Here is a 22780-nt window from a genome sequence, read left to right on the forward strand (position 1 = left end):
CTTATCGCAGTGGCCTCGTTCGATTGAGGCCACCAGGCGTCAAACTTTTCGCGCCACGCCCCCAACCTGCTTGGGGCGCTTGCTCGTGTCGACCTTGGCCCGCGCCTCCACCGCCTTCTCGATCTCCCGCTTCAGCTCGTCTTTGATATCAGCCGTTTCGGCCATCAAGGCGTCGATCTTCATGAAATCGAGCACGCGGTATTTCGACACCGCCGGCCTGACCAGTATGTCCGGCTGGCATTGCCTCAGCTTGGCGGCGATGATCGACTGCATCATCAATTGCGTGGCGCCGAACATCAGGTCGACGGAGGTCGGGTATTTGCGCCCGCCTTTGGCCGGCGCGCCAACGACGTCGACGGCGATTATGATGTCGGCGTCGTCCTCGATCAGGTCGAACGGCACCGGATTGTAGATGCCGCCGTCGATCAGCAGCCTGCCGTCGCGCATCACCGGTCGGAATACCGCGGGAATAGCCGCAGAGGCGGCAAGCGCTGAATGCAGGTCGCCGTCGCGCAGCACGGCGAGCTTATGGCCGAAGAAATCCGTTGCCGTCACCTTCAACGGTATTTTCAGCTCGGCGAAGCTTTCGGGTATGGCGTCGGGCATGAATGCCTTGAGGATGCGCTCGACATTGAACTGGGTGACACCCAGCCCGCCCTTCAGCGCCTCGGCAAAGGTGCCTGGCCGCGCCCGCCACATGCGCGCCGCCACCTCGGCGCGGCGGCCGAGGATCGAGCGCATGTAGTGGTGAATGTCGCTGCCGGCCATGCCCGAAGCCATGCCGGCGCCCATGATGGCGCCGATCGATGAGCCTGATATCGCGACCGGCCTTATACCCAGCTCGTCCAGCACCTCGATGACATGGATATGCGCCAGCCCGCGCGCGCCGCCGCCGCCGAAGGCGATGCCGAAGCTCGGGCTCATCCCCTGCCCCTCATTTGGCCCTGCCCCCCATTTGGGCTCATTCCTCCTTGGCCTCGCCGTGCTTCGGCCCGACGACCATGACGGCCGGCTCGGCGGAAAGCAGCTTTTTCGCCGCCGCCTTGACCTGATCCAGCGTCACCGCGTTGATGAGGGCAGCGCGGCGCTGCATATAGTCGCTGCCGAGCTTGTCGAGCTGCAGCTCGAGCAGCGTCGCGGCGATGGCGGCGGAGGAGTTCAGATTGTTGATGGCGTAGGCGCCAATCAAGTATTTCTTGGTCGCCGCCAGTTCCGCTTCGGTCGGCCCTTCCTGGGCCATGCGCTTCACCACCTCGCGCACGACAGCCAAAGTCTCGGCCGCCCGGTCCGCGCGGGTCGCCGTGGTGATGGCCAGGGCGTTGGCGTGCTGGTGGTCGACCAGGTCGGAACTGACGCTGTAGGCCAGACCGCGTTTTTCACGCACCTCCTCGAACAGCCGCGAGGTGAAGGCGCTGCCGCCGAGGATCTCGTTCATCAGAACCGCAGCGAAGAAATCCGGCGCACTCCGCTCGACGCCGGGATAGGCGAGTTGCAGCGACGTCTGGGGCTGATCGTAATTGACCTCGAGCTGCTGGTTGAGTTTCGGATCGACATCGGCGACCGCGCTGAGCGCCTGATGCTGCGGCAGGCCGCCAAAGACGAGATCGAGCTTTTTCTTCAACGTCTCGGCATCGATGGCACCGACCACCGCCACATGCAGGCCATCACGAGCAAAATTCGCCTTGTGAAAGGCGATGAGATCGTCCGGCGTGATGGTGGCGATGCTTTGCCTGGTGCCCTCTTCGGGCCGCGCATAGGGATGGGTGCCGTATAGTGCCTCCAGCCATTTGCGCTGGGCGAGCGTGTCCGGGTCAAGCTCGTTGGCGATGATGCCGGACAGCACTTGCGCGCGGATGCGGTCGATTGGCGCCTGGTCGAAACGCGGCTCTGTGACCGCCAGCCGCAACAGGTCGAACGCCGCGTCGCGCTGCTCGGCAAGCATGCGCATCGAGCCATAGGTGCCGTCGCGCGCCGCTTCGAAGCTCATCTCTGCGCCGACGTCGTCGAGCTTGATCTGGAAGGACTCGCTGTCGAGATTGCCGGCCCCCTCGTCGAACAGGCCGCTCATCAGATTGGCAAGGCCCACCTTTCCAGCGGGATCCTGCGTCGTGCCGCCGTCGAAGGCGAAGCGGATGGCGACGAGCGGCACGGAATAGTCCTCCACCAGCCAGGCGGTGATGCCCTTTGACGACGTCACCTCCTGGATGCTCATGGCCGCACGAGCGGAAAGCGCCGGCAGGACGAGGAAGACGAGGGAGAGGAGCAGGGTAACTAAAGGGATGGCAACACGCGCGGCTCTCCCTTCTCCCCTTGTGGGAGAAGGTGGATTGGCGCGCAGCGCCAAGACGGTTGAGGGGTGCTGGCCGGAACGACGTCGGTGCCAAGCTGGAACACCCCTCATCCGACCTCGCTTCGCGAGGCCACCTTCTCCCACAAGGGGAGAAGGGAAGTCGCGGCTATGCTGGTTCCTCATCACCTCAATTCCCTGCCTGTGTCTGCGGCAAGAGATAGCCTGATGTCGAATGGTTGAGATTGAGATAGCGCGCCGCAACCTGCCTGACTTCATCGGCGGTGACCTTGCGGATGCGGCCCGGCCATTCCTCGACATCCCTGACGTTGCCGCCGGTGGCGAGCGTCGCGCCGTAGATGTTGGCCATCGAATCCTGCTTGTCGCGAGCGAAGATCATCGAGCGGACGAAACGATCCTTGGCCTTCTCCAACTCGCCTGATGCGACGCCCTCGCTGGCGATGCGGGCGACCTCGGCCTCGACCGCCGCCTGGACATCGGCCAGCTTGGCGTCGCCGCGCGGCGCGCCATAGACGGTGAAGTTGGTGGCATCGAGCATGGTGCCCTGGAAAAAGGCGCCGGCCTCGGCGGCAATGCCTTGCTTGACGACAAGCTGCTGGTACAGCCGGCTGCGGCTGCCGCCGCCAAGGATCTCCGCCAGCAGGTCCAGCGCTTCCGCTTCGCCCGGCTTTGCGGTGTGATAGGAGGGAACCACCCATTGCGTCGAAAAGTTCGGCACGCTGACACGCGCGTCAGCCAGCGTCACCGTGCGCCTGGTGTTCTGCTCGGGTTCGACCGGACGGATGCGCGGCGGCAGGTCTGGACCACGCGCGACCTTGCCATAGGTCTTTTCGGCCAGCGCCTTGACCACCTGCGGCTCGACATCGCCGGCCACCACCAGCACGGCGTTGTTGGGCGTGTAGTATTTGTCGTAAAAAGCCTTGGCGTCGGCGCGGTTCAGCTTCTCCATCTCCTGCATCCAGCCGATCACCGGAATGCGATAGGGCTGGTTCTGCCAGAGCGTGGCGTCGACCTCCTCGCCGAGCACTGCCTGCGGATTGCTGTCGATGCGCGAGCGGCGTTCCTCGAGGATGACGTCGCGCTCGGTGGCGATGACGTCGTCGTTGAGGATGAGGTTGCGCATGCGATCGGCCTCGAAATCCATCATCTGCTCGAGCGCCTGCGGCACCACCGTCTCGTAAAAGGCGGTGTAGTCATAGGAGGTGAAAGCGTTGTTCGAACCGCCGATGGCGGAGACGGCGCGGTCGAACGCGCCGGCCGCATGGTTGGTCGTCGCCTTGAACATCAGATGCTCGAAGAAATGGGCGATGCCGGACTTGCCCGGCGGCTCATCGGCGCTGCCGATCTTGTACCACACCATATGAGTGACGATCGGTGCGCGGCGATCGGGGATGACAACGACCTCCATGCCGTTGTCGAGCAGGAAACTCGTCACCTTGCCGTCGTCCGGCTTGTTGTCGGCCAGAACCGGCCCGGTCATCACAAGAGCCAGCGCAAAAAGCGTACCGCGCAGCCAATCAGCCTGAGATGTCATTAACGACTCCGGTTGTCATGGGGTGGGACGATAGGCGGGGGTATCGCCACAGGCAAATTGATTTGTTCGTCATTTGAAGGCGCTGCGCTCCCTTCATCCAACCTCGATAAAGCGGATGACGGTCTCGCCATAGCTTCGCTCGTCGACAACCGAAAAGCCCGGCCCTGCCTCGAACGGCGCCGCAGCCGCCTCCTCGACGACGCAGAGCGCGCCGGGGACGAGCCAGCCGCCGGCCTTGGCCGAGCGCAAGGCACGCTCACCCAGGCCCTTGCCATAGGGCGGGTCGGCGAACACCAGGCCGAACGCGGCCATCGTGCCCGCCTCGCCCAGAGCCGTAGCGTCGCGACGGAATATCTTGGTACGCCCGGTGAGGCCGAAACCCTCGACATTGGTGCGGATCAGGCCGCGCCCTTCCGCCGATTCTTCGATGAAGACGCCATAAGATGCGCCGCGCGACAGCGCCTCGAGGCCGAACGCGCCGGTGCCGGCGAACAGGTCGAGCACCCGCGCGCCGACCAGCCTGTCGGGGAAACGATGCGCCAGCACGTTGAAGACAGCCTCGCGGGTGCGGTCGGTGGTCGGGCGGATGGCGCTTGAGCGGGGCGTCGCCAGCGGACGCCCGCGAAACTCACCGCCGACGATCCGCATTGCCTCCCCTGGATCCCTTGGGGCCGCTGCGCGGCCGGTCGCCGCCTTTGCCGCCATCATTTGGGCGTTCGCCACGCGGCTTTCCGAACGGCTTTGCGCCTCCGGGTTTTCCCCCTCCATGGGCGGGCTTGCCATAAGACGGCTTGAACGAGGCCTTGCGTTCCTTGGCTTCGGCCGCCCTGGCGGCATCGGCGTCCGCCCTGCCCTTGCCGATCGGCCGCGCGCCGGGCGCCATCCAGACATTGGCCTTGCGCTGGCCCGGCGGCTCGATCGGGCGCTGCTCGCGTTCGGACTTTTTCCCGCCGCCCGGTTTGCCGCCGAAGCCGCCCGGCCCGCTACGTTCAGATTTGGGGCCGCGATCGGCAAAGCTCTTTTCCGGCCCGAAGCTTCTGCCGGGACTTGTCGACAGCTTGCCCAGCGCCTCGTCGCGGCTGCCTTCGCGGCGCTTGCGGTTCTTGATCAATCCGCCTTCGCCGATCGGACGGCGTTCGCCATCGCGGGTGAATTTCGGCCGCGCTGGCTCCTCTTCCCGCACCGCTTCGCGCCGCACCGGCCTGTTGGAAAACGGCTTGGTGATGTCAGCGTCGAAATTGGCGCCGGACTCCTCGACCAGGCGTTCGCCGAGCTGGTCGCGCAGCACCCGGCCCTTGATCTCCAGCACATGGCCCTCGGGCAGGTCGTCGAGCTGGAACGGTCCGTAGGAAATGCGGATCAGTCGCGTCACGTCGAGGCCAAGCGAGCCCAGTATGTTCCTGACCTCGCGGTTCTTGCCTTCACGCAGGCCAAGCGTCAGCCAGGCGTTGGTGCCTTGCTCGCGGTCGAGCGTCGCCTCGATGGCGCCATAGAAGACGCCGTCGACCGCGATGCCTTCGCGCAAGCCGGCGAGCGCACTTTCCTCGACCTTGCCGTGGACGCGCACGCGGTAGCGCCTGAGCCAGCCGGTCGCCGGCAGTTCGAGCACGCGCGCCAGCCCGCCGTCATTGGTGAGCAGCAGCAGGCCTTCGGTGTTGATATCGAGCCGGCCGATGGTCATCAGCCGCGGCAGGTCGGCCGGCAGCACGTCGAAGACGGTCTTGCGGCCCTCGGGATCACGATTGGTGGTGACGACGCCGGCCGGCTTGTGGAACAGGAACAGCCGGGTGCGCTCGATCGGCGGGATCTCCATGCCGTCGAGATGGATGATGTCGCCAGGCATCACATTGAAGGCCGGCGAGGACAGCACCCTTCCATTGACCTTGACGCGGCCGGCCGCGATCAGCTCCTCGGCATCGCGACGCGAGGCAAGACCGGCGCGGGCCAGCCGCTTGGCAATGCGCTCACCAGCCTCTTCCGTCGCTTCGGCGGGACGCGGGCGCGGTTTGAAGCCGCCCGATGCCCCTTGGGGCCGATCACCGGCAAAATCGCGCTTGGGCCGATCGCCGAAGTCGCGTTTTGGGCGATCGCTGAAGTCTCCCTTGGGACGGTCGAAGCGCCTTTCGCTGCGCTCGCCTTCGGCAGCCGCCGGCCGGTCGCCGCGCGGCGCGTACGGTTTTCGCGGCCCTTCGCGCTTCTCGTAAGGCTTGCCTTCCGGACGCGGCCCCTTGCTGAACGGCCGGTCGCCAGCCTTGAAGTCACGCTTCGGCGGCTCGCCGTCAGCCGCCATCGGGCGATCGCCGCGCGGCGCGTATGGCTTGCGCGGCCCCTCACGCTTTTCATAGGGTTTGCCGTCAGGGCGCGGCCCCTTGCTGAACGGCCGTTCGCCACTCTTGGAGTCGCGCTTCGGCCGCTCGCCGTCAGCCGCCATTGGGCGGTCACCGCGCGGCGCGTAAGGTTTTTTCGCGCCGAAGGATGGCTTACCGCCTTTGCCAGCAGCGGGATCACGACCACGCGGGCCCGACGGTTTCGGGCCGGTCTTGCCCGGACCCTTTTGGCGCGGGAATTTCTTGTTTTTGTCGTCCATTTGGCCTTTGCTCGTTTGCACTACAGCGCCGCGCGTCCATACGGACGCGCAAAGGACGCTGTAGGACTTTGATTTGGCGCATGATCCCTTCCGAAAACCAATTCCGGTTTTCGGGGTCATGCGCTAGATAACAGGATCATGCCGGAGTAGCGAGGAGATAATAGGAATGGAAACCGCTTGAAGCGGCCGGATTTCATGGCGCTGGCGCTGGAGGAGGCTGAAGCCGCCGCCCTGCGCGGCGAAGTGCCGGTCGGCGCGGTCATCGCCAGCGGCGATACGGTCGTTGCCAGTGCCGGCAACCGCACTCGCGAGCTTGCAGATCCCACGGCCCATGCCGAGATGCTGGCGATCCGCGAGGCCTGCCGCAAGCTGTCGAGCGAACGGCTCACCGGTCACGATCTCTATGTGACGCTCGAGCCCTGCGCCATGTGCGCCGGCGCCATTTCCTTCGCCAGGCTGCGCCGGCTTTATTTCGGCGCCGCCGACGAGAAGGGCGGTGCTGTGGTCAACGGCGTGCGCTTCTTCGCCTCACCAACCTGCCACCATGCGCCGGACATCTATCCAGGCATGGCCGAGAGCGACGCGGCGCTGCTTCTGAAGGATTTCTTCAGGGAGCGACGCGAACCGTAGCGTCGGCGCCTACCAGGGCAGCCAATCGAACATGCCGCTCTTGTTCTTGGCGGCCGCTTCCCTCTTGAGGCGGCGTGCTTTCTTGTACTCGTCCTCGCCGAGGTCGTCGACCGGCGCGGTGGCGGCAGCGGCGCGATATTGCACCGGCGGCTCGCTCAGATATCTGCGGGTGTTCGGGTCACCCTGCTTTTGTTCGGCGAGGCGGCGCTTGACCTCGGCGGCGCGGCCCTTGTCCGAATCCGCCGGCTTCCAGGCCGGCGGATGATCGGAACCCGACTCCTTCATCGCAGCCTTGATCGCCGCCGGATCCGTCTGCACGTCATCGACGATCTGCGCCTGGTAGGACGGATCGTCCTGATTGAGCGTGGCCTCGGCGCGCAGGCGAGCGCGGCGTTGCTCGGGCGATTCCGGCCAATCGGCGCTTGCCGTGGCGCTGTCCTGCGGCGGCGGCAGTTGCTTCTGGCCCGGCGCCGGCTTCACCAATTCGGGGCGCGGCTTGTAGTCGATCTTTTCCTTGTTCTTCGGCATGACTGAAAAAGCGCTGGTCAGATCGCCGGCAAGCTGGGCGGAGGCGGTCTTGTCGGTCCCGTAGGTCGGCGAGCCCATACAGCCGGACAGGGCCAGGCCGGATGCGACAAGTGGCGCCAGCAGCGCAACGCGCGCGCAAGTTCTTTCGGTCATGCCAAAAAGTCCCACTCTAGACAGCCTCTCGATCGCCGCCGGCCAAAGGTCCGGTCCCCATCGCCTATGCTCTTCCGACGGAAATCCGGCGACAATTTGTCGTCCGGAGTTTCGCGTGTTTATCTCAACCACTCGTTAAGGGCAACGAGCCGAGGCCGATCAGCCGCCCGCCGTGGCATTTGTGCACCGCCTTATATACGACCAAGCGCCTTCAATTCATGCAGCACCGCCGCGTCCCGCGCCGAAACGTCGGGGAATTCCTTGTCCTGCCCGACATCGGCCGTGTATTGCCATGAGCGCGCGCATTTGAGCAGGCCGCGGTCCTCGGCCTTCTCGACCACCACGGCGACGCCCTTGACGTCGTCCAGAGTGAAGGCGCCGGAAGGCGCGTTGCCATGCGCAATGACCAGATCGCTGGTGATCGCCATTTCGGCCATGTCGACATCCGATATCGCCGCTTCGAGCGCCGCATCATCGAGCGTGACGACCGGCACCGCTTCCAGAGACGAGCCGATGACCTTCTGGGCGCGCGCGATTTCCAGCGCGCCGGTGACGACGCGGCGAACCTGCCGCACCTTGCGCCATTTTTCCGCCAGCGCCTCGTTCTTCCAGCCGACCGGGATTTGCGGAAACTGGTCGAGATGCACCGAGACGGCGTCCGGATGACGGTCGAGCCAGGCCTCCTCCATGGTGAAGGGCAGCATCGGCGCCAGCCATTTCACCAGGCAGTCGAACAGATGGCGCACCACCTGCACGGACGCCTTGCGCTTCACGCTGGACGGCGCCTCGCAGTAGAGCGCGTCCTTGCGGATGTCGAAATAGAAGGCCGACAGCTCGACCACCATGAAGTCGAGCAGCGTGCGGGTGATGCGCTTGAACTCGAAGGCGTCGTAGCCCGCCCGCACGACTTCATCGAGTTCGGCGAGCCGGTGCAGCATCAGCCGCTCCAGCTCCGGCATCTTGTCCAGCGGCACGTCCTCGCCATCGTCATGGGCAAGCGTGCCCAGCATCCAGCGGATGGTGTTGCGCAGCTTGCGGTAGGCGTCGATGTTGGTCTGCAGCACGTTCTTGCCGAGCCGCTGGTCTTCCCAGTAGTCGGTGGTCACCACCCATAGCCGCAGGATATCGGCGCCCGACTGTTTGATGACGTCTTGCGGCACGACGGTATTGCCGAGCGACTTCGACATTTTCCGCCCCTCCTCGTCCATGGTGAAACCATGGGTGACGACGGTGTCGTAAGGCGCCCTGCCCCTGGTGCCGCAGCTTTCGAGCAGCGAGGAGTGGAACCAGCCGCGATGCTGGTCGGAACCTTCGAGATAGACGTCGGCCGGCCATTTCAGATCCGGACGATCCTCCAGGGTGAAGACATGGGTCGAGCCGGAATCGAACCAGACGTCGAGGATGTCCATAACCTGCTGCCATTTCGAGGCATCGTGATTGCCGAGGAAACGCTCCTTGGCGCCGGCCGCAAACCAGGCGTCCGCGCCTTCCTCCTCGAAGGCGTCGATGATGCGCTGGTTGACCGCCTCGTCGCGCAGGACGTTGCCGTCGGCATCGGCGAAGACGGCGATCGGCACCCCCCAGGCGCGCTGGCGCGACAGCACCCAATCGGGGCGCTCCTCGATCATGGCGCGGATGCGATTCTGGCCGGCGGCCGGCACGAAGCGGGTGTCGTCGATCGCCTTCAGGGCACGGCTGCGCAGTGTCGTGCCGTCGCCGAGCTCCTTGTCCATAAAGACGAACCATTGCGGCGTGTTGCGGAAGATGATCGGCTTCTTCGACCGCCACGAATGCGGATAGGAATGCTTCAGCCGCCCGCGCGCGAACAGCGCATTGCGCTTGATCAGCTCGTCGATGACCGCCTGGTTGGCATTGCCCTTCTTGCCGTTGTCGTCGATGACGCGCGCCGCACCGCCCTCGCGGTCCGCGCCGAAGCCTGGCGCATCCTTGGTGAAGAAGCCGGCATCGTCGACGGTGAACGGGATCGCTGTGTCGATGCCGCGCTGGCGAAGATCTGACGCAGCGTCCATCCAGGCGTCAAAATCCTCGCGGCCATGGCCCGGCGCCGTGTGGACGAAACCGGTGCCGGCTTCGTCGGTGACATGCTCGCCGGCGAGCATTGGGACGTCGAATTCATAGCCGCCATTCAAACCTTTGAAGGGATGAGAAAGCGTAAGGCTTCCAAGCTCTTCGGCCGAAATGCTACGGAGGCGGTCCATCGTCACCTTGGCTTTGGTCGCAGCCTCTTCCGCCAGCGCTTCGGCAAAGATCAGCCTTTCGCCAGGCTGCGGGCCGAAAGCATTCTCGGCCGCAGTGACCTCGTAGAGGCCATAGTTGATGCGTGGCGAATAGTTGACGGCACGGTTGCCGGGGATGGTCCATGGCGTGGTCGTCCAGATAACGACATCGGCCTCCAGCAAGTCCAGTGACGTCTGCGTCAGCCTCGGATCCAAGGCTGGCTGCCCATCTTCGACGTTGGTGACCTGACGAGCGAGGCTGACGACCGGAAACTTCGCCCAGATCGTGTCGCTCTCATAGTCCTGGTATTCGACCTCGGCCTCGGCCAGTGCGGTGCGCTCGACCACGCTCCACATCACCGGCTTCGAGCCGCGATACAGCTGGCCCGACATGGCGAATTTCAACAGCTCGCCGGCGATGCGCGCCTCGGCATGGAACGCCATCGTCGTATAGGGATTGTCGAAGTCGCCGACGACGCCGAGCCTCTGGAACTCTGCGCCCTGCACCTTGATCCAGTGCGCGGCGAACTCGCGGCATTCCTTGCGGAACTCGTTGACCGGGACCTCGTCCTTGTTCTTGCCCTTGGCGCGGTATTGCTCCTCGATCTTCCATTCGATCGGCAGGCCGTGGCAATCCCAGCCGGGCACGTAGTTCGAGTCGTAGCCGCGCATCTGGAACGAGCGGGTGATGACGTCCTTGAGGATCTTGTTCAGCGCATGGCCGATATGGATGTTGCCGTTGGCGTAGGGCGGGCCGTCATGCAGCACGTATTTTTCGCGGCCGGCGGCGTTTTCGCGCAGCTTGCGGTAAAGCTCCATCTCCTGCCAGCGCTTGACCAGCAGCGGCTCCTTCTCCGGCAAGCCGGCACGCATCGGAAAATCCGTCTGCGGCAGGTAAAGCGTTTTGGAGTAGTCGATCGTTTCAACAGTGTCGGTCATCGGCGTATCGGTCATTGGTCTGCCATATGCATTGCCCGGCAAAGAGCCCGGGCGTTGAACTATCATGATCTGGAAAAAGCGCGAGAGGCCGCGCGCAAAATTCCCGGCGGCTCCGGCGGCGCTCAGGCCGCCCGGAACACCGGGCTTGTAATTCGTATCGCAATCGCGAGCGCGCGAGGAAACTGCGTCATGACCGGGCTTTTAGACGAGGCCGGCCCCATTGAAAAGCCCGAACTCGCGAACGCCTCCTTGCTTCATGTGCCAGTTGCGCCTATGTCTTTGGGCAAATGGCAGCGGAGTTAAAATAATGTCCAGCTTGCACATCAAAGGTATCCAGGACACGGCAACGGAACGGTTTCTCGTTCATGTCACCAGGGTCGAAGGACTTCGCCAACGCGGCTTCAGCAATGACGAAATCTACAAGATCGTCGGCCCGCGACGGACATTAGCGCGTCGCAAGGAGCGAAACGAGACACTGACGATCGCCGAGTCCGACCGCGTCATGCGGCTTGAACGGATTTCGGCGATAGCGGATCGGGTTTTCGGCAATCACGAAAAGGCGCAGCGTTGGCTGCGCAAGCACAGCAGGGTGCTTGACGAGACACCTATTAACCTCTTGCAGTCAGAAACGGGTGCAGCGCTGGTGGAAGAAGAGCTCCATCGCATCGACCATGGCATCTTTGCCTGACATATGCGGATCTGGCGCATTTCCGGCTACGCCGACCTGCTGGGTGTCGGCGGTTTGGTCAGCGGCGGCCGTTGGCATGTCATGGGGACACCAATTGTCTACTGCGCCGATCACCCGGCCACGGCACTTCTCGAGATACTTGTGCATGTCGACGCGGAAGACATGCCCCAGACCTATCAGCTTCTAGAGATCGAAATGCCGGACGACATTGCCATCATGTCTCCCGGTTTGCCCGATGACTGGAAGGACGATCTGTCCATGACACAACGGCTCGGGACGAACTTTGTCGCTGCTGCCACCCAGGCGGTCATGGAAGTCCCTTGTGCAATTGTCCCGTTCACAAGGAACTATCTTCTTAATCCGGATTTGCTGGCCCGCGACGGCATCCGTATCGTTAGCGCCACGACCCATCCGGTCGATACGCGACTACTGGGATAGGCTCACATCGAGAAATCGAAGCGATAGGTCGTCGACACGCCGATCGTGAACTGATCCCTTGAGCCGCGCTCCTTGACCAGGCTGGAATCGGCCGCCGGGCCCATCAGCCGCGAATATTCGGCGAACAGGCTGGCCGTCATCGGCTCGGTCACTTTCCACGTCACCGCGCCGCCGAGGCCCGCCGATTTCACGCCACCGTCCGGTCGGTACCGGCTGAGGCCCGACGCTATGGCTTCCCCGGCGTCGACGCCGTAATAGGCGTCGAAATAATCCGACGAGGCGAACGAAACGCGCGGCCCGCCCGAAATCCTGACCTCCGGCGTCACATCGTGGAATGCGTCGGCGGCGATGTCGGCGACGAAGCCGTTATGGGCGCGAATGCCGTGCCGCAATTCGGCGCGGGCGCGCAACCAGTCCAAAGGATAGAATTCGAAGAAGCCGCCGGCCTCGCCGCCCCAGCGCACCGGGTCGAGGCCTCTCAGTTCGTCGGCGTCGTCGCCATCGCGCGAAAACAGGATTTTTCCGGCCAGGCCGGCGCGGAAGCCGCCTTCGTCGATCAACCCCAGCGAGATGTTGTCGTTGCGCGAGGTGAAGCGGGCCGCAGGACCGGCCTTGCCGAGCGAGATGATCGGCTGGGCGCTGAGTATATAGTTCTTGCTGCCTTCGAAATCGGGGGCGACCAGGCCGGTGGCGCCGACTGTCAGATACCAGTCGCCAGACAGCCAGCCCAAGGCCCCATCGGCGGCTTCGGCGGCACCGGTGGCCCCAAGTATGAAGGCGGCCAGAACCACCGGATTCGCTCGGACAAAACGCATCATTACTCCATAAGTCGAACAGGTTGGCGATACAACCAGCCTTCGCAAGCCATGGCGCCAGTTCAGTAAAATTTGGCTTAATGTCCGAAACATCGGCGGCGTTTCTGAAAATGCGCTAGCAGCTGCCAACGGGCTTCCCACTCTGGAATGTCTCGGCTGCTTTTTGGATTTTGGCAATAGCCGTGTGACCCTGGCTGCTCACCCAAGAGTTACAAAAATCCGCGGACAAAGCTTCCCGCGCTGTGAAGAGTGCGGCGACCGGCACTCAATCCTGCATTCCAAACCGGCCAAGCGTGAATCATATACGGCCAAATTTCGAGACGTACTTTGACGTCAGCCGCGCCAGCGGCTTGCGCGAGCCGAGTTGCGTCCGACAACAGCGCCTCGGCCGAACCGACCTGTATCAGCATTGGGGGAAATCCGCTCAGATCGGCAAACAATGGCGAGATCAGGGGATCGCGCCGACCAACGCCATGGGGAACATAGGCGGTGGCCAGTTCCTCCAAATACGCCCGGTGGACGATAGGGTCGATTGCGTCCTTAGTCGATAGCGTCGCGCCAGACATCGAGAGGTCCGTCCAGGGCGAAACCAGCCAAAGACATCGCGGCAACCGCTCCCCTGCCGCGCACAATATACTGACCAGGCATAAGGTGAGGTTGCCGCCCGCACTGTCGCCGCCAACCACGATGCGATCCGGCGCGATCCCTTGCCGCCCCAGAAAGCGCCATGCGGTGAGTGCGTCTTCATGTTGCGCAGGGAAAGGATGTTCCGGTGCGCGTCGATAGTCGATCGCGAGGGTGCGCATTCCCATTGCTCGACCTGCCTCGGTCACCATTCGACGATGACTTTTGAGCGAGCCGGAGCAGTAGCCACCACCATGGAAAAAGAGCAGAACCTTATCGCTGTCACTCTCAGGCGCTAGCGACCACTCTCCCTCGAGGCCGTCGAAAACCGCATTCTCACATCTGACGTCGTCCGCAATCGGCCAGACCGAACCAACCTCGTCGAGCCGTGCCCGGCGTTCGTCCCAGCCCACCGGTCGTGGCTTTGACGTCAGCAAACTGCGCACTCCGTTAATCTCCCTCAGATCGAGGCTTTCGTCCACGTCGCTCATTTGCTTCCCTAGCCTCATCAAGCATAAAAACGGGCGACAGCAGCAGCCTCACGTCATCCAATAAGGCGTCACAGCCAGCGCTGGGCCACCGCTTTCGTTTGCGCCATGGCGAAGACAAGAGGACGACAGTCGTCCAGAACCCGCTCGTCATGCTTTAGCACTGCCGCCGCACATGGTCGAATATTACGTCTGATATTTGGCCGCTTCGGGTCTAGCCACGTCTGGCAAGCGATCGCTCGGGGTGTGGCGCTCGCATCCTGCTCGCTTTACCGGCAAGCCTGTCAGCGTTACCTTCCAAGCCGGCAATGGTAACCTGAGGGAGAAGGGCGATGACACTGCACGGCGATGCCTTGAAAGATGCAATCGGTCAGACGCGGGCGAAATGGGGATGGTTCGTCGGGCTCGGCGTTCTGCTGCTGATCCTCGGCGGCATCGCCTTCGGCAATCTGTTCATCGCCACTGTCGCCTCGATCTACGTCGTCGGCTGGCTGATGCTGATGGCCGGAATCATCGAGATCATGCATGCCTTCGGTGTGAAGACATGGACCCGGTTTTTCTACTGGCTGCTCAGTGGTCTTCTCTATGCCGTCGCCGGGTTCTTCGCCTTCTAAAACCCGCTGCTGGCGTCGGCGGTGCTGACCTTCCTGCTGGCGGTCGCCCTTCTCGCATCAGGCGTGCTCAGGGCCTGGGTCGGGTACAGGCACAGGCCGGAAAAAGGTTGGGGCTGGCTGGTTGCGGCCGGCGTCATCAGCGCGCTGGCCGGCCTGGTCATCGCCATGGGCTGGCCAGTCAACAGCGTATGGGTGCTGGGGCTGTTTCTCGCCGTCGACCTGATCTTCCAGGGCTGGGCCTTCATTGCGGTCGGCCTGGCGCTGAAAAAATAGGTCCTTGGTTTGGCATGATCTGTTCCGAAAACCGGTTCCCACTTTTCGGGATCATGCTTTGTTTTAGCATGATCTTTTCCGAAAACCGGTTCCCACTTTTCGGGATCATGCTTTAGAAAGCAACGGCCGCGTCGAGCTCGGACAGCGGGCTGACGCCGGCAAGCAGCGCCCTCGCCTCGGCCTCGTCGCGTTTCATCTGCGCGACCAGCGCGTCGAGCCCGTCGAACTTCACCTCGGCGCGCAGGAAACCGAAGAAGGACACCGCGCATAGCTCGCCGTAGAGATCGCCGGCGAAGTCAAAGACGAAGGTTTCCAGAAGCGGCGTGCCGTTGTCATCGACGGTCGGGCGGCGGCCGAAGCTGGCAACACCATCATGAAGCGTGCCGTCGGCGCGGCGGAAGCGGACGGCGTAAATCCCTTCCTTCAGATTGGCTTCCGGCGAAAGCCTCATATTGGCGGTTGGAAAGCCGAGCGTCCGGCCAAGCTGCTGGCCGCCGATCACCTCGCTCTCGACCGTGAAGCGGTAGCCGAGCTGGCCGGCGGCCTCCGCCACTGCCCCTTCGCACAGCAGCGCCCGGATTCGGCTCGACGACACCACCTCGGCGCCTTCGTCGCGAAAGGCGTCAACCAGGGTGACGCCGAAGCCGTGGCGTTCGCCGGCCGCCATCAGATAGGCCGGTCCGCCTTGCCTGTCCTTGCCGAAGTGGAAGTCGAAGCCGGTCACGGCGTGGATGATGCCGAGATTGCCGTCGAGCACATCGGTCACGAACGCTTCCGCTGACAGTGCGGCGAAGGCGCGCGTGAACGGCTGCTCGACGAGTGCGGCAAAGCCCAGATGAGACAGCAGCATTGCCTTCATCGGCGGCGGTGTCAGCACGAACAGCGGAATCTCGGGCCGGAACACCTTTCTCGGATGCGGCTCGAAGGTCAGCACCAGCGCCGGCGCGCCGCGCCGGCGGGCCTCGGCCAGCGCGCGTTCGAGCACGGCTTGGTGGCCGCGGTGCACACCGTCGAAATTGCCGATCGCTACCACGCCACCCCGCAAATGGGCCGGCAGCGGCGAGATGGCAGAAACGCGTTCGAAGGCTTCAGTCATTTCGGGGCTTGCGTCATTTCGAGGCTTCCGTCATCGAGCGAGCCTACTGCAGTCTCGGAATGATCGCGACCGGCCGGTAGCCATGCCTTTCCAGAAAGGCGATCAGCCTGGCCGGATCCGGTTGTAGCGCATCGCCGTAGTCGCGGGCATGGATGCCGCCCGACACGTAGAGCACGTCGAAGCCATTGTCGGCAGCACCCTTGATGTCGGTCATCATGCCGTCGCCGATGGCCAGCACGTCCGAGCGCTCGACCGGGCGGCCGAGCAGGTCGGCGATCTCCTTCATCGCGACGTCATAGACCGGGGCATAAGGTTTTCCAGCAATCAGCGTGCGCCCGCCGAGCTGGGCATAGTCGCGGGCCAGCGCCCCGGCGCACCAGATCATCCGCTCGCCGCGCTCGACCACAATATCGGGATTGGCGCAGATGAAGGGCAGGTTCCTGGCGCGCAGCCGCCGCAGAAGATCGGCGTAGTCCTCCGGCTTCTCGACCTCGTCGTCGAACAGCCCGGTGCAGACCACGCCGGACGCCTCGAACTCCTCGACCAGCTCGACATCAAGCCCGTCATAGAGCGTGAAATCGCGATCGGCGCCAATGTGGAAGATTTTTCGCGGGCCTTCCATGATCAGGTCGCGGGTCACGTCGCCGGAGGTGACGACGCGGTCATAGGCCGCAGAGGGAACGCCGATCGCATTCATCTGCGCCACCACATCGGCGCTGCGGCGCGGCGAATTGGTGATCAGCACGACAGGTATCTTCGCCTCGCGCGCGGTGCCCAGCGCCAGAGCCGCGGCCGGAAAATGCCGTTCGCCATTGTGGACCACACCCCAGACGTCGCACAGGATGGCACAATAGGCTCCCGACAAATCCGCGAGCGAGCCGATGATATCGGGCGAGTCCGCCATATCGTTTCCCAAATCATGATGGTTGCGAGCGTCGCCGCCGACGTCCGCCGCGACAGGGGTCCACCGCGGCAGGTTCGCATTAACCGAAGCACTTGACCCTGTCACCAGCTTTCACATTTTTCAGAATTGCCCTGGTTTCAGGATTGCCCAGGTTTCAGGATCGCCTTGGCACTGACGAAGGCAAACGCGCAAGCCGCTCTTGCCGAGACTTCCCCATTCTGAAGGCTTCGGCGGCCGGTCCAGCCGCGCGCAGCAATGCCGGCATCGGCGGCGTGGTTAACGAGCCTTGAAAAAGCAAGCCGATCTTGGATGTTTTTCAGCAATCTGAAATTTAAGGATTGATGGCATCTTTCGCCGACTAGGGGTTTTGGCGAGGGGCTGAAGACAATGATCCGAAAATTCGGTAGGGACCGGCGTGGCAACTATACGCTGATGACGGTCATCACGATGGTGCCTCTGATGGGCGGAGTGGCGCTCAGCGTCGATTACTCGGAACTGCTGCGTCAGAAGCACGCCACGTTGAACGCTTTGGACGCGGCCGGCCTCGCCACGGCTCAGCAGGTCGTCTCCGGCGCAACCGACGACGCCGCCAGGGCCTACGCCAAGACTTTCTTCGAAACCAATCTCGGCCCCGTCGATCCGGCCAACACGTCGCTTACCGTCACCCTGCCCAACAGCAATGCGGGTGGCGGCACGTTGAAGCTCTGCAGCGCCCTGACCTATCACCCCTATTTTCTGCCGGCCGCCGCCATGCTGCTGGGCGGCGGGACCACCAGCGGCGCTACAACTTTCACGGATTGCTCGGAAATCCGTCTCAAGAACACGCTGGAAGTCGCTTTGGTGCTCGACAATTCCGGCTCGATGAACGAACTCGGTTCCGGCACCGGCGCGAGGCGAATAGACCTGCTGAAGACTGCCGCCAAGCAGCTTGTCGATACGCTGGCGCTGCAGGCACAGCAGATGAAGCAGGTCAGCAAACCGGTGCAGTTCTCCCTCGTGCCGTTCGCTGCTTCGGTCAATGTCGGTCCCACCCATGACCTGGATAGCTGGATGGACCAGGACGGCATCTCCCCGATCCAGCACGAGGATTTCGACTGGGCGAAGATGACCGCCGCCGACGATCCGGACAAATACGCCGAAAAGCTCAACGGCGTCTGGTACAAACGCGGCACCGGCTGGGGCGACACCGAGGATCAACCACTGACCCGCTTCAGCCTCTTCGCCGACATGACGGTCGAATCCGGTCGCGAAGAAGTGCCCAACAGCAGGCAGTACATCTGCGATCAATACAGGAAAAACGGCACTTGCCGGACCGGCCACTGGACCACCCCGGAATATATCTACACCACCAGCCGCTATGCGAGCTGGCAGGGTTGCGTGGAGGCGAGGCCGTACCCCTATAACAACGACGACACGACGCCGAGCACCGCCGCGCCTGCCACGCTGTTCGTGCCGATGTTTGCGCCCGACGAGGCCGGCACCCTCTGGCTCGATTTTAACCGCGACGGCGCTAACGACGTGACCTCTCTGTCCTACGGCTACGGCAACAACTGGTGGGCCGACTGGCCCTATTACACCGACAGCCCAACCGCTTCGCAGCGGCAGTCGGACATGCGCAAATATTTCCTGGTCAAGCCTTACGGCTCGAAGTCGGCGACCTCGGGCGACGGCCCGAATTCGTCCTGCACGACCAACCCGATCACACCGCTCAAAGACGTGACCCAGCTTGCCCAGAAAGAGGAGATCGACAACGCCATCGACGCCATGGCGCCGAACGGCAACACCAACGTGCCGGAAGGCCTTGCCTGGGGCTGGCGGACGGTGTCGAGCAACGAACCTTTCACCGAGGGCCGGCCGAACGCTGAAAGAGGCAACGACAAGGTGGTCATCGTGCTGACCGACGGCGCCAATACCTACAGCGCCGTCAGCGACAGCGGCTATGCCAATAACAGGTCGACCTACGCCGCTTACGGTTACACCGGCCTGACATATCCGGGGTCTGGAAGCGTGACGCGCCTGTTCATGAACACAAGCACCGACATCGGCAAGACGACCTACACCGGCGCCAACTACACCGCCGCGCTGGACGAGCAGATGCAGACCCTTTGCGGCAACGCGAAGAATTCGAACGTTCTCGTCATGACCGTTGCGCTCGACCTGTCGACCACCGATGCCGGCGACAAGAAAGCACTCGACGCGCTGAAGGCCTGCTCCTCGGACTCGCGCTTCCGCAAGGATCCCACCGATCCGACCAAGCCGGCCAAGCTGTTCTGGAACGCGACCGGGGCGACGCTGTCGGACAATTTTAGGGAAATCGCTAACGAATTGTCGAACCTGCGCATCGTCGGCTGAAGGCGGTGGGGGTCGGCTGAAGGCGATGGAACTGGTGACTTAAGGGACCCTCTTTCACGCGCAGCACAACCACATAGGGATTCTTGCAAAGATGGACCCCCACCCTAACCCTCCCCACAAGGGGGAGGGAACGCTGCCGCGCACCTTTAACCTCGCCTTTGGCGCCGAAAGGCAGGCAATCTGCCGAGGTCGGCGCCAACGGAAGTCTCCCTCCCCCTTGTGGGGAGGGGTTAGGGGTGGGGGTACATCGTAGAGCGAAAACCTCGGCGGCGATCTCCCCCCGCGTGAGGAGATGTCCGGATGGCGACCGACACGCAGTGCCAAACGCCACTTCCGCCTACATCGGCCGCCGGTCCGGCTGCGCCCGCTCTGGTTCGACCAGCCTGCGATAGAGATGCCACGTCGCATGGCCAAGCACGGGCATGACGACGGCGAGCCCGGCAAACAGTGGGATCGAGCCGATGACCAGCAGCACGGCGACCATCAGGCCCCACAGCGCCATCTGCAGCGGGTTTGTCATCACCGCCCGTGCCGAGGTCTCGATCGCCGAGACCGCGCCGACATCGCGGTCGAGCAGCAGCGGGAAAGCGACGACGGTCGTCGCCAGCACGATCGCGGCGAAGACGAAGCCGGCCGCATTGCCGAGCAGGATCAGCGTCCAGCCTTTGGGCGTTGTCAGCACCTCGCGCACAAAGCCACCGATCGAGGCCGGCGGCTGAGCGCCGAACAGGCTGGAGTAGATCGATTGCGCGGTGAACAGCCAGAGCAGGAACAGTGCCACCAGCATGATGCCGATGACCGCGATCGCCGGCAGCGCCGGCGAGTGGCGCACCTCGAGGGCGTGCCACCAGGACGTGTCCATGCCGAGCTCGCGGCGGCGGCTGATCTCGTAGAGGCCGATCGCGGCGAACGGTCCAAGCAGGGCGAAGCCGGACATCAGCGGGTAAAGCAGCTGGATGGCGTAGGCGCCGGATGTCGTCCACTGCGCCAGGATCAATCCGACCACCGGATAGATCAGGCACAGGAAGACGTAATGCGATGGCTTTGCCCAAAAATCCTCGACGCCGAGCCGCAGCACATCGATCAGGTCCGCCGTGGTGATGCGGCGCACCCTGGGCTGCACGTGCATCCCACGCGCGTCCGACATGACATGAAAGCTGGCCATACCCATTCTCCCGCATTCAGGGGGCCACCGCCAGGATGGCCGCCCGTAGCTGCCACTTCAAGAGCGATGGCATGATAGCCGAATTCGATGTGCTTGTCGCGAATCGGGTGGGATTGAGCATGCGCGGCGCGGCACAGGCCGTGTTCGTGCCGCGCCGCTGGCGTGTGCTAAAGCGCGTCGCGGCTGAATGGATTCATTGCGACGCGCTTTAGGTTGTTTGTTTATGCATGTCGTTATCGCAAAACCGCCGCACACTTTTGCGCGACATGCATTAGGCACCAAAGCGTTCAATCACCTCGGCCAGCGGAACGTGGCCAAGGCAGGCACCCGAACCCGCCGGCGTTTCGCCGTCCTCAATGGCCTGCGCGTATCGCACGTCCGGATCGCTTTCGATCCGGCGGCGCAGCGCTGCCAGCTTGGGATAGGCGGCGCCGTCGACCGCCTGGTGGAACTCCGCCCAACGTGCCACGCCGATCAACGTGGTATCTGCCAGCGTCAGGCGGTCGCCGACCAGAAAGTCGGTGTCGACGATCATCGCCTCAAGCCGGTCGTGGCGTTCGGCAACAGCCTGGCGGCCAAAGTCACGCAAGGTCGCCAGCAGGGCCGGTTCGGCCGATTCCATTTCATAGGCAGCCCAGAGCGGGGTGAAAGCGGCGGTGAAACCGGTGTTCACGAAAGCCATCAGCTGATGCATCCGGTCGGCTTCCGGCGAGCGCGGGTCGAAGCTGATGCGACGTTGCGTATCGCGGGCTTCCAGCCAAGCGGCAATCGCCATGGTCTCGGTGAGCACTCTGCCTTCGTCGGTGATCATCACTGGCGTTTCCTGACGGCCGTTGATGCGGGCATAGGCGTCGTTCTTCATTTCGGTGAGCATGTCGACGCGGCACAGGCGGTAGGGCTGTCCGAAGCGTTCAAAAGCAGCGACGAGCCCCATCGAACTTCCCGCCGGGACGCCGTAAAGGAGGATAGGTTCCATTTCTTTGTCTCTTCCATGTTCAGGGATCACGCTGCGCAGCGAAGCTTGACCCTAAACGCTGGTCGTCCCATGTAAATTACGCACTATTTTGTAACCAGGATCCGCCATGAAAGATGTCGTCTCAAGCTGCCCGATCGAAGAGGCCATGCGTGTGCTCAGCGGTCGCTGGCCGACCTTGCTGCTCTACTATCTCAAGGACGGGACCAAGCGCTTCAGCGACCTGAGGCGTGACAACCCGACCGTGTCGCACCGCATTCTGGCGTTGGAACTGCGCAAGCTGGAGGAAGCCGGGATCGTGCGGCGAACGGCGCATGCCGGCTATCCGCTACGCGTCGACTATGATCTCACCGCAGCGGGTCTCAAGCTTGTGCCGCTCATCGACGCCCTGGGCGACTGGTGGGAAGATACCGAGGACGATCGGGCCGGCCGGGTCTCATCGGCGCCAAGGCTGGTGGCGGCGGAGTAGGCAGTGGGGAAAATCTGAGGTTGGTGCCCGAGGCTGGACAACCGCTTTTGGGTCGGATCTGCCGTCCGGGCCGGATACCGGAGGGAGCGCCGGAGACGACCAGTCGAGTGGTGTCCGCAATGGGCCGAATGCCGACCGACGCTATGGGTGGGCATTTGGTTGAAGCGGCCATTCGCAGACGCCCCTGTCCTCCGATGTGTCCGCCCATTGCTTCACCTCGGCGCGAACCTCGGAAACCGGCCACCGGACCGCGATCGGACCAACCGGCATCGCCATAGGGCGCTATAGATGCCGCGGTATTGCTCGGCGACAACCGACCGCAGGTGCTTGGCCATGCTTCCTGTCGCAATACCTGGTGGGCTGTCGACTGGGGGCTTGTGGGGCCTGAGCAATGGTGCTTACCTCGCGATGACGGTGGGAGAGACACATGCCGAAGAAATACACGCACACTGCGGCCTTTGCGCATTTCGGTACAGCTCCGGTTAACGTGCAGTGGAGTTGGTCGGCTCGAAATGAGGGGACCAAGACCGTTGCGGTTACCCTTTGGCAGGACGAGTTCAAAAAATCGGCAGACGGTCGTCTTGTTTACGAGCGCGGGCCTATTTGGGCTGACAGCAAAACCAGTCGTGGCTACTACGAGTTGATGGAAAACCTCAGGTGGGCGCTCGATCACTGCGACGGGTGGGTAAAGGTGATCATCGCTATCGCGAAGGACAAGAATGCCAAACCGAGATCAATTAAGGAATGCGCTCCGACAAAGATGCAGGTGAAGGTCATTCAACTAGACGAAAGCAGTGGCGAGTTCTCACTGGAAGCTTTCGGCCTCTAACTGGGAGCACCATGGTTACTCTCCGGGATGAGCGGTGCCACCGTTAAGCGACGAGGCTGCTTGCTATAAAAGGATCAGTCGGGCTGGATCAGTCGGGCTCTGGCTCGCCCCTGCCGGGGATACCGAGGGACTGAAC

General features: G+C 63.3%; 21 protein-coding genes and 1 pseudogene. 9 read left to right on the forward strand and 13 right to left on the reverse strand.

Features of this window, described 5'->3' with window-relative positions; genetic code table 11:
* Positions 1–39 precede the first annotated feature (39 nt).
* From AC0L18_RS27535 to AC0L18_RS27555, 5 genes are all read right to left on the reverse strand, one after another.
* A complete protein-coding gene (locus AC0L18_RS27535) occupies positions 40–924 on the reverse strand; it encodes a patatin-like phospholipase family protein (RefSeq protein ID WP_473495017.1) in 885 nt (294 codons plus the stop codon).
* 37 nt (positions 925–961) lie between these two features.
* Positions 962–2212, reverse strand: coding sequence for a M16 family metallopeptidase (locus tag AC0L18_RS27540; RefSeq protein WP_473495018.1), 1251 nt, complete (start codon positions 2210–2212; stop codon positions 962–964).
* Positions 2213–2477: 265 nt separating this feature from the next.
* Complete coding sequence (locus AC0L18_RS27545; RefSeq protein ID WP_473495019.1) at positions 2478–3842, reverse strand: M16 family metallopeptidase; 1365 nt, start codon at positions 3840–3842, stop codon at positions 2478–2480.
* A gap of 93 nt (positions 3843–3935) precedes the next feature.
* Positions 3936–4490 carry a 16S rRNA (guanine(966)-N(2))-methyltransferase RsmD gene (rsmD, locus tag AC0L18_RS27550; RefSeq protein WP_473495020.1) on the reverse strand — a complete coding sequence of 185 codons (555 nt, stop codon included), beginning with the start codon at positions 4488–4490 and terminating at the stop codon, positions 3936–3938.
* Positions 4471–6429, reverse strand: coding sequence for a pseudouridine synthase (locus AC0L18_RS27555; protein ID WP_473495021.1), 1959 nt, complete (start codon positions 6427–6429; stop codon positions 4471–4473). The genes rsmD and AC0L18_RS27555 overlap by 20 nt, the downstream gene beginning before the upstream one ends.
* A gap of 177 nt (positions 6430–6606) precedes the next feature.
* Here AC0L18_RS27555 and AC0L18_RS27560 point away from each other — a divergent pair, with 177 nt between their 5' ends.
* On the forward strand, positions 6607–7059 hold the full coding sequence (locus tag AC0L18_RS27560) for a nucleoside deaminase (protein ID WP_473495022.1): 453 nt from the start codon (positions 6607–6609) through the stop codon (positions 7057–7059).
* A 9-nt stretch (positions 7060–7068) separates the two neighbouring features.
* On the opposite strand, the gene AC0L18_RS27565 is transcribed toward AC0L18_RS27560, so the two are convergent.
* The gene (locus tag AC0L18_RS27565) at positions 7069–7740 is read right to left on the reverse strand and encodes a hypothetical protein (RefSeq protein WP_473495023.1); all 672 of its coding nucleotides are present in this window, start codon (positions 7738–7740) and stop codon (positions 7069–7071) included.
* A gap of 191 nt (positions 7741–7931) precedes the next feature.
* A complete protein-coding gene (gene ileS / locus AC0L18_RS27570; protein WP_473495024.1) occupies positions 7932–10916 on the reverse strand; it encodes an isoleucine--tRNA ligase in 2985 nt (994 codons plus the stop codon).
* Between the two features lie 54 nt (positions 10917–10970).
* Between ileS and AC0L18_RS27575 the strand changes: the two genes are divergently transcribed.
* Genes AC0L18_RS27575 through AC0L18_RS27585 form a run of 3 tightly spaced genes read left to right on the forward strand, consistent with a single transcriptional unit; the run spans position 10971 to position 12042 of the window.
* A complete protein-coding gene (locus AC0L18_RS27575; RefSeq protein ID WP_287378015.1) occupies positions 10971–11219 on the forward strand; it encodes a hypothetical protein in 249 nt (82 codons plus the stop codon).
* Positions 11220–11223: 4 nt separating this feature from the next.
* Positions 11224–11604: a type II RES/Xre toxin-antitoxin system antitoxin gene (gene parS / locus AC0L18_RS27580; RefSeq protein ID WP_473495025.1), complete on the forward strand. Its 381-nt coding sequence runs from the start codon at positions 11224–11226 to the stop codon at positions 11602–11604.
* A 3-nt stretch (positions 11605–11607) separates the two neighbouring features.
* Positions 11608–12042 carry an RES family NAD+ phosphorylase gene (locus AC0L18_RS27585; RefSeq protein ID WP_473495026.1) on the forward strand — a complete coding sequence of 145 codons (435 nt, stop codon included), beginning with the start codon at positions 11608–11610 and terminating at the stop codon, positions 12040–12042.
* Between the two features lie 2 nt (positions 12043–12044).
* On the opposite strand, the gene AC0L18_RS27590 is transcribed toward AC0L18_RS27585, so the two are convergent.
* Together AC0L18_RS27590 and AC0L18_RS27595 are read right to left on the reverse strand one after the other, a co-directional pair.
* Positions 12045–12857, reverse strand: a complete 813-nt coding sequence (locus AC0L18_RS27590; RefSeq protein ID WP_473495027.1) for a MipA/OmpV family protein — start codon at positions 12855–12857, stop codon at positions 12045–12047.
* Positions 12858–13066: 209 nt separating this feature from the next.
* Complete coding sequence (locus tag AC0L18_RS27595; protein ID WP_473495028.1) at positions 13067–13972, reverse strand: alpha/beta hydrolase; 906 nt, start codon at positions 13970–13972, stop codon at positions 13067–13069.
* Between the two features lie 329 nt (positions 13973–14301).
* On the opposite strand from AC0L18_RS27595, the pseudogene AC0L18_RS27600 reads away from it, so the two are divergent.
* A pseudogene (locus tag AC0L18_RS27600) lies at positions 14302–14856 on the forward strand (HdeD family acid-resistance protein).
* A 112-nt stretch (positions 14857–14968) separates the two neighbouring features.
* Here AC0L18_RS27600 and AC0L18_RS27605 read toward each other — a convergent pair.
* Both AC0L18_RS27605 and AC0L18_RS27610 read right to left on the reverse strand, forming a co-directional pair.
* A complete protein-coding gene (locus tag AC0L18_RS27605; protein WP_473495029.1) occupies positions 14969–15952 on the reverse strand; it encodes a bifunctional riboflavin kinase/FAD synthetase in 984 nt (327 codons plus the stop codon).
* Positions 15953–15995: 43 nt separating this feature from the next.
* Positions 15996–16856: a TIGR01459 family HAD-type hydrolase gene (locus AC0L18_RS27610; protein WP_473495030.1), complete on the reverse strand. Its 861-nt coding sequence runs from the start codon at positions 16854–16856 to the stop codon at positions 15996–15998.
* 387 nt (positions 16857–17243) lie between these two features.
* Here AC0L18_RS27610 and AC0L18_RS27615 point away from each other — a divergent pair, with 387 nt between their 5' ends.
* Positions 17244–19208 (forward strand): TadE/TadG family type IV pilus assembly protein, encoded by a 1965-nt coding sequence (locus tag AC0L18_RS27615; protein WP_473495031.1) that lies wholly within the window; start codon positions 17244–17246, stop codon positions 19206–19208.
* 337 nt (positions 19209–19545) lie between these two features.
* On the opposite strand, the gene AC0L18_RS27620 is transcribed toward AC0L18_RS27615, so the two are convergent.
* Positions 19546–20373, reverse strand: coding sequence for a DUF2189 domain-containing protein (locus tag AC0L18_RS27620; protein WP_287249790.1), 828 nt, complete (start codon positions 20371–20373; stop codon positions 19546–19548).
* Between the two features lie 71 nt (positions 20374–20444).
* Between AC0L18_RS27620 and AC0L18_RS27625 the strand changes: the two genes are divergently transcribed.
* Positions 20445–20585, forward strand: coding sequence for a hypothetical protein (locus tag AC0L18_RS27625; protein WP_167366313.1), 141 nt, complete (start codon positions 20445–20447; stop codon positions 20583–20585).
* A gap of 59 nt (positions 20586–20644) precedes the next feature.
* Here AC0L18_RS27625 and AC0L18_RS27630 read toward each other — a convergent pair whose 3' ends face one another.
* Positions 20645–21349 carry a glutathione S-transferase family protein gene (locus tag AC0L18_RS27630; RefSeq protein ID WP_473495032.1) on the reverse strand — a complete coding sequence of 235 codons (705 nt, stop codon included), beginning with the start codon at positions 21347–21349 and terminating at the stop codon, positions 20645–20647.
* A 106-nt stretch (positions 21350–21455) separates the two neighbouring features.
* Between AC0L18_RS27630 and AC0L18_RS27635 the strand changes: the two genes are divergently transcribed.
* Together AC0L18_RS27635 and AC0L18_RS27640 are read left to right on the forward strand one after the other, a co-directional pair.
* Positions 21456–21815: a winged helix-turn-helix transcriptional regulator gene (locus AC0L18_RS27635; protein ID WP_023802257.1), complete on the forward strand. Its 360-nt coding sequence runs from the start codon at positions 21456–21458 to the stop codon at positions 21813–21815.
* A 427-nt stretch (positions 21816–22242) separates the two neighbouring features.
* The gene (locus AC0L18_RS27640; RefSeq protein WP_473495033.1) at positions 22243–22644 is read left to right on the forward strand and encodes a hypothetical protein; all 402 of its coding nucleotides are present in this window, start codon (positions 22243–22245) and stop codon (positions 22642–22644) included.
* The last annotated feature ends 136 nt before the right edge of the window (positions 22645–22780 follow it).

The organism is Mesorhizobium sp. WSM4819 (assembly GCF_055811215.1).

Coding starts and splice junctions, on each gene's coding strand:
- AC0L18_RS27535 (WP_473495017.1), bottom strand. CDS start 924: ATGAGCCCGAGCTTCGGCATCGCCTTCGGCGGCGGCGGCGCGCGCGGG.
- AC0L18_RS27540 (WP_473495018.1), bottom strand. CDS start 2,212: ATGAGCATCCAGGAGGTGACGTCGTCAAAGGGCATCACCGCCTGGCTG.
- AC0L18_RS27545 (WP_473495019.1), bottom strand. CDS start 3,842: ATGACATCTCAGGCTGATTGGCTGCGCGGTACGCTTTTTGCGCTGGCT.
- rsmD (WP_473495020.1), bottom strand. CDS start 4,490: ATGCGGATCGTCGGCGGTGAGTTTCGCGGGCGTCCGCTGGCGACGCCC.
- AC0L18_RS27555 (WP_473495021.1), bottom strand. CDS start 6,429: ATGGACGACAAAAACAAGAAATTCCCGCGCCAAAAGGGTCCGGGCAAG.
- AC0L18_RS27565 (WP_473495023.1), bottom strand. CDS start 7,740: ATGACCGAAAGAACTTGCGCGCGCGTTGCGCTGCTGGCGCCACTTGTC.
- ileS (WP_473495024.1), bottom strand. CDS start 10,916: ATGACCGACACTGTTGAAACGATCGACTACTCCAAAACGCTTTACCTG.
- parS (WP_473495025.1), top strand. CDS start 11,224: ATGTCCAGCTTGCACATCAAAGGTATCCAGGACACGGCAACGGAACGG.
- AC0L18_RS27585 (WP_473495026.1), top strand. CDS start 11,608: ATGCGGATCTGGCGCATTTCCGGCTACGCCGACCTGCTGGGTGTCGGC.
- AC0L18_RS27590 (WP_473495027.1), bottom strand. CDS start 12,857: ATGCGTTTTGTCCGAGCGAATCCGGTGGTTCTGGCCGCCTTCATACTT.
- AC0L18_RS27595 (WP_473495028.1), bottom strand. CDS start 13,972: ATGAGCGACGTGGACGAAAGCCTCGATCTGAGGGAGATTAACGGAGTG.
- AC0L18_RS27605 (WP_473495029.1), bottom strand. CDS start 15,952: ATGACTGAAGCCTTCGAACGCGTTTCTGCCATCTCGCCGCTGCCGGCC.
- AC0L18_RS27610 (WP_473495030.1), bottom strand. CDS start 16,856: ATGGCGGACTCGCCCGATATCATCGGCTCGCTCGCGGATTTGTCGGGA.
- AC0L18_RS27615 (WP_473495031.1), top strand. CDS start 17,244: ATGATCCGAAAATTCGGTAGGGACCGGCGTGGCAACTATACGCTGATG.
- AC0L18_RS27620 (WP_287249790.1), bottom strand. CDS start 20,373: ATGGCCAGCTTTCATGTCATGTCGGACGCGCGTGGGATGCACGTGCAG.
- AC0L18_RS27625 (WP_167366313.1), top strand. CDS start 20,445: ATGATAGCCGAATTCGATGTGCTTGTCGCGAATCGGGTGGGATTGAGC.
- AC0L18_RS27630 (WP_473495032.1), bottom strand. CDS start 21,349: ATGGAACCTATCCTCCTTTACGGCGTCCCGGCGGGAAGTTCGATGGGG.
- AC0L18_RS27635 (WP_023802257.1), top strand. CDS start 21,456: ATGAAAGATGTCGTCTCAAGCTGCCCGATCGAAGAGGCCATGCGTGTG.
- AC0L18_RS27640 (WP_473495033.1), top strand. CDS start 22,243: ATGCCGAAGAAATACACGCACACTGCGGCCTTTGCGCATTTCGGTACA.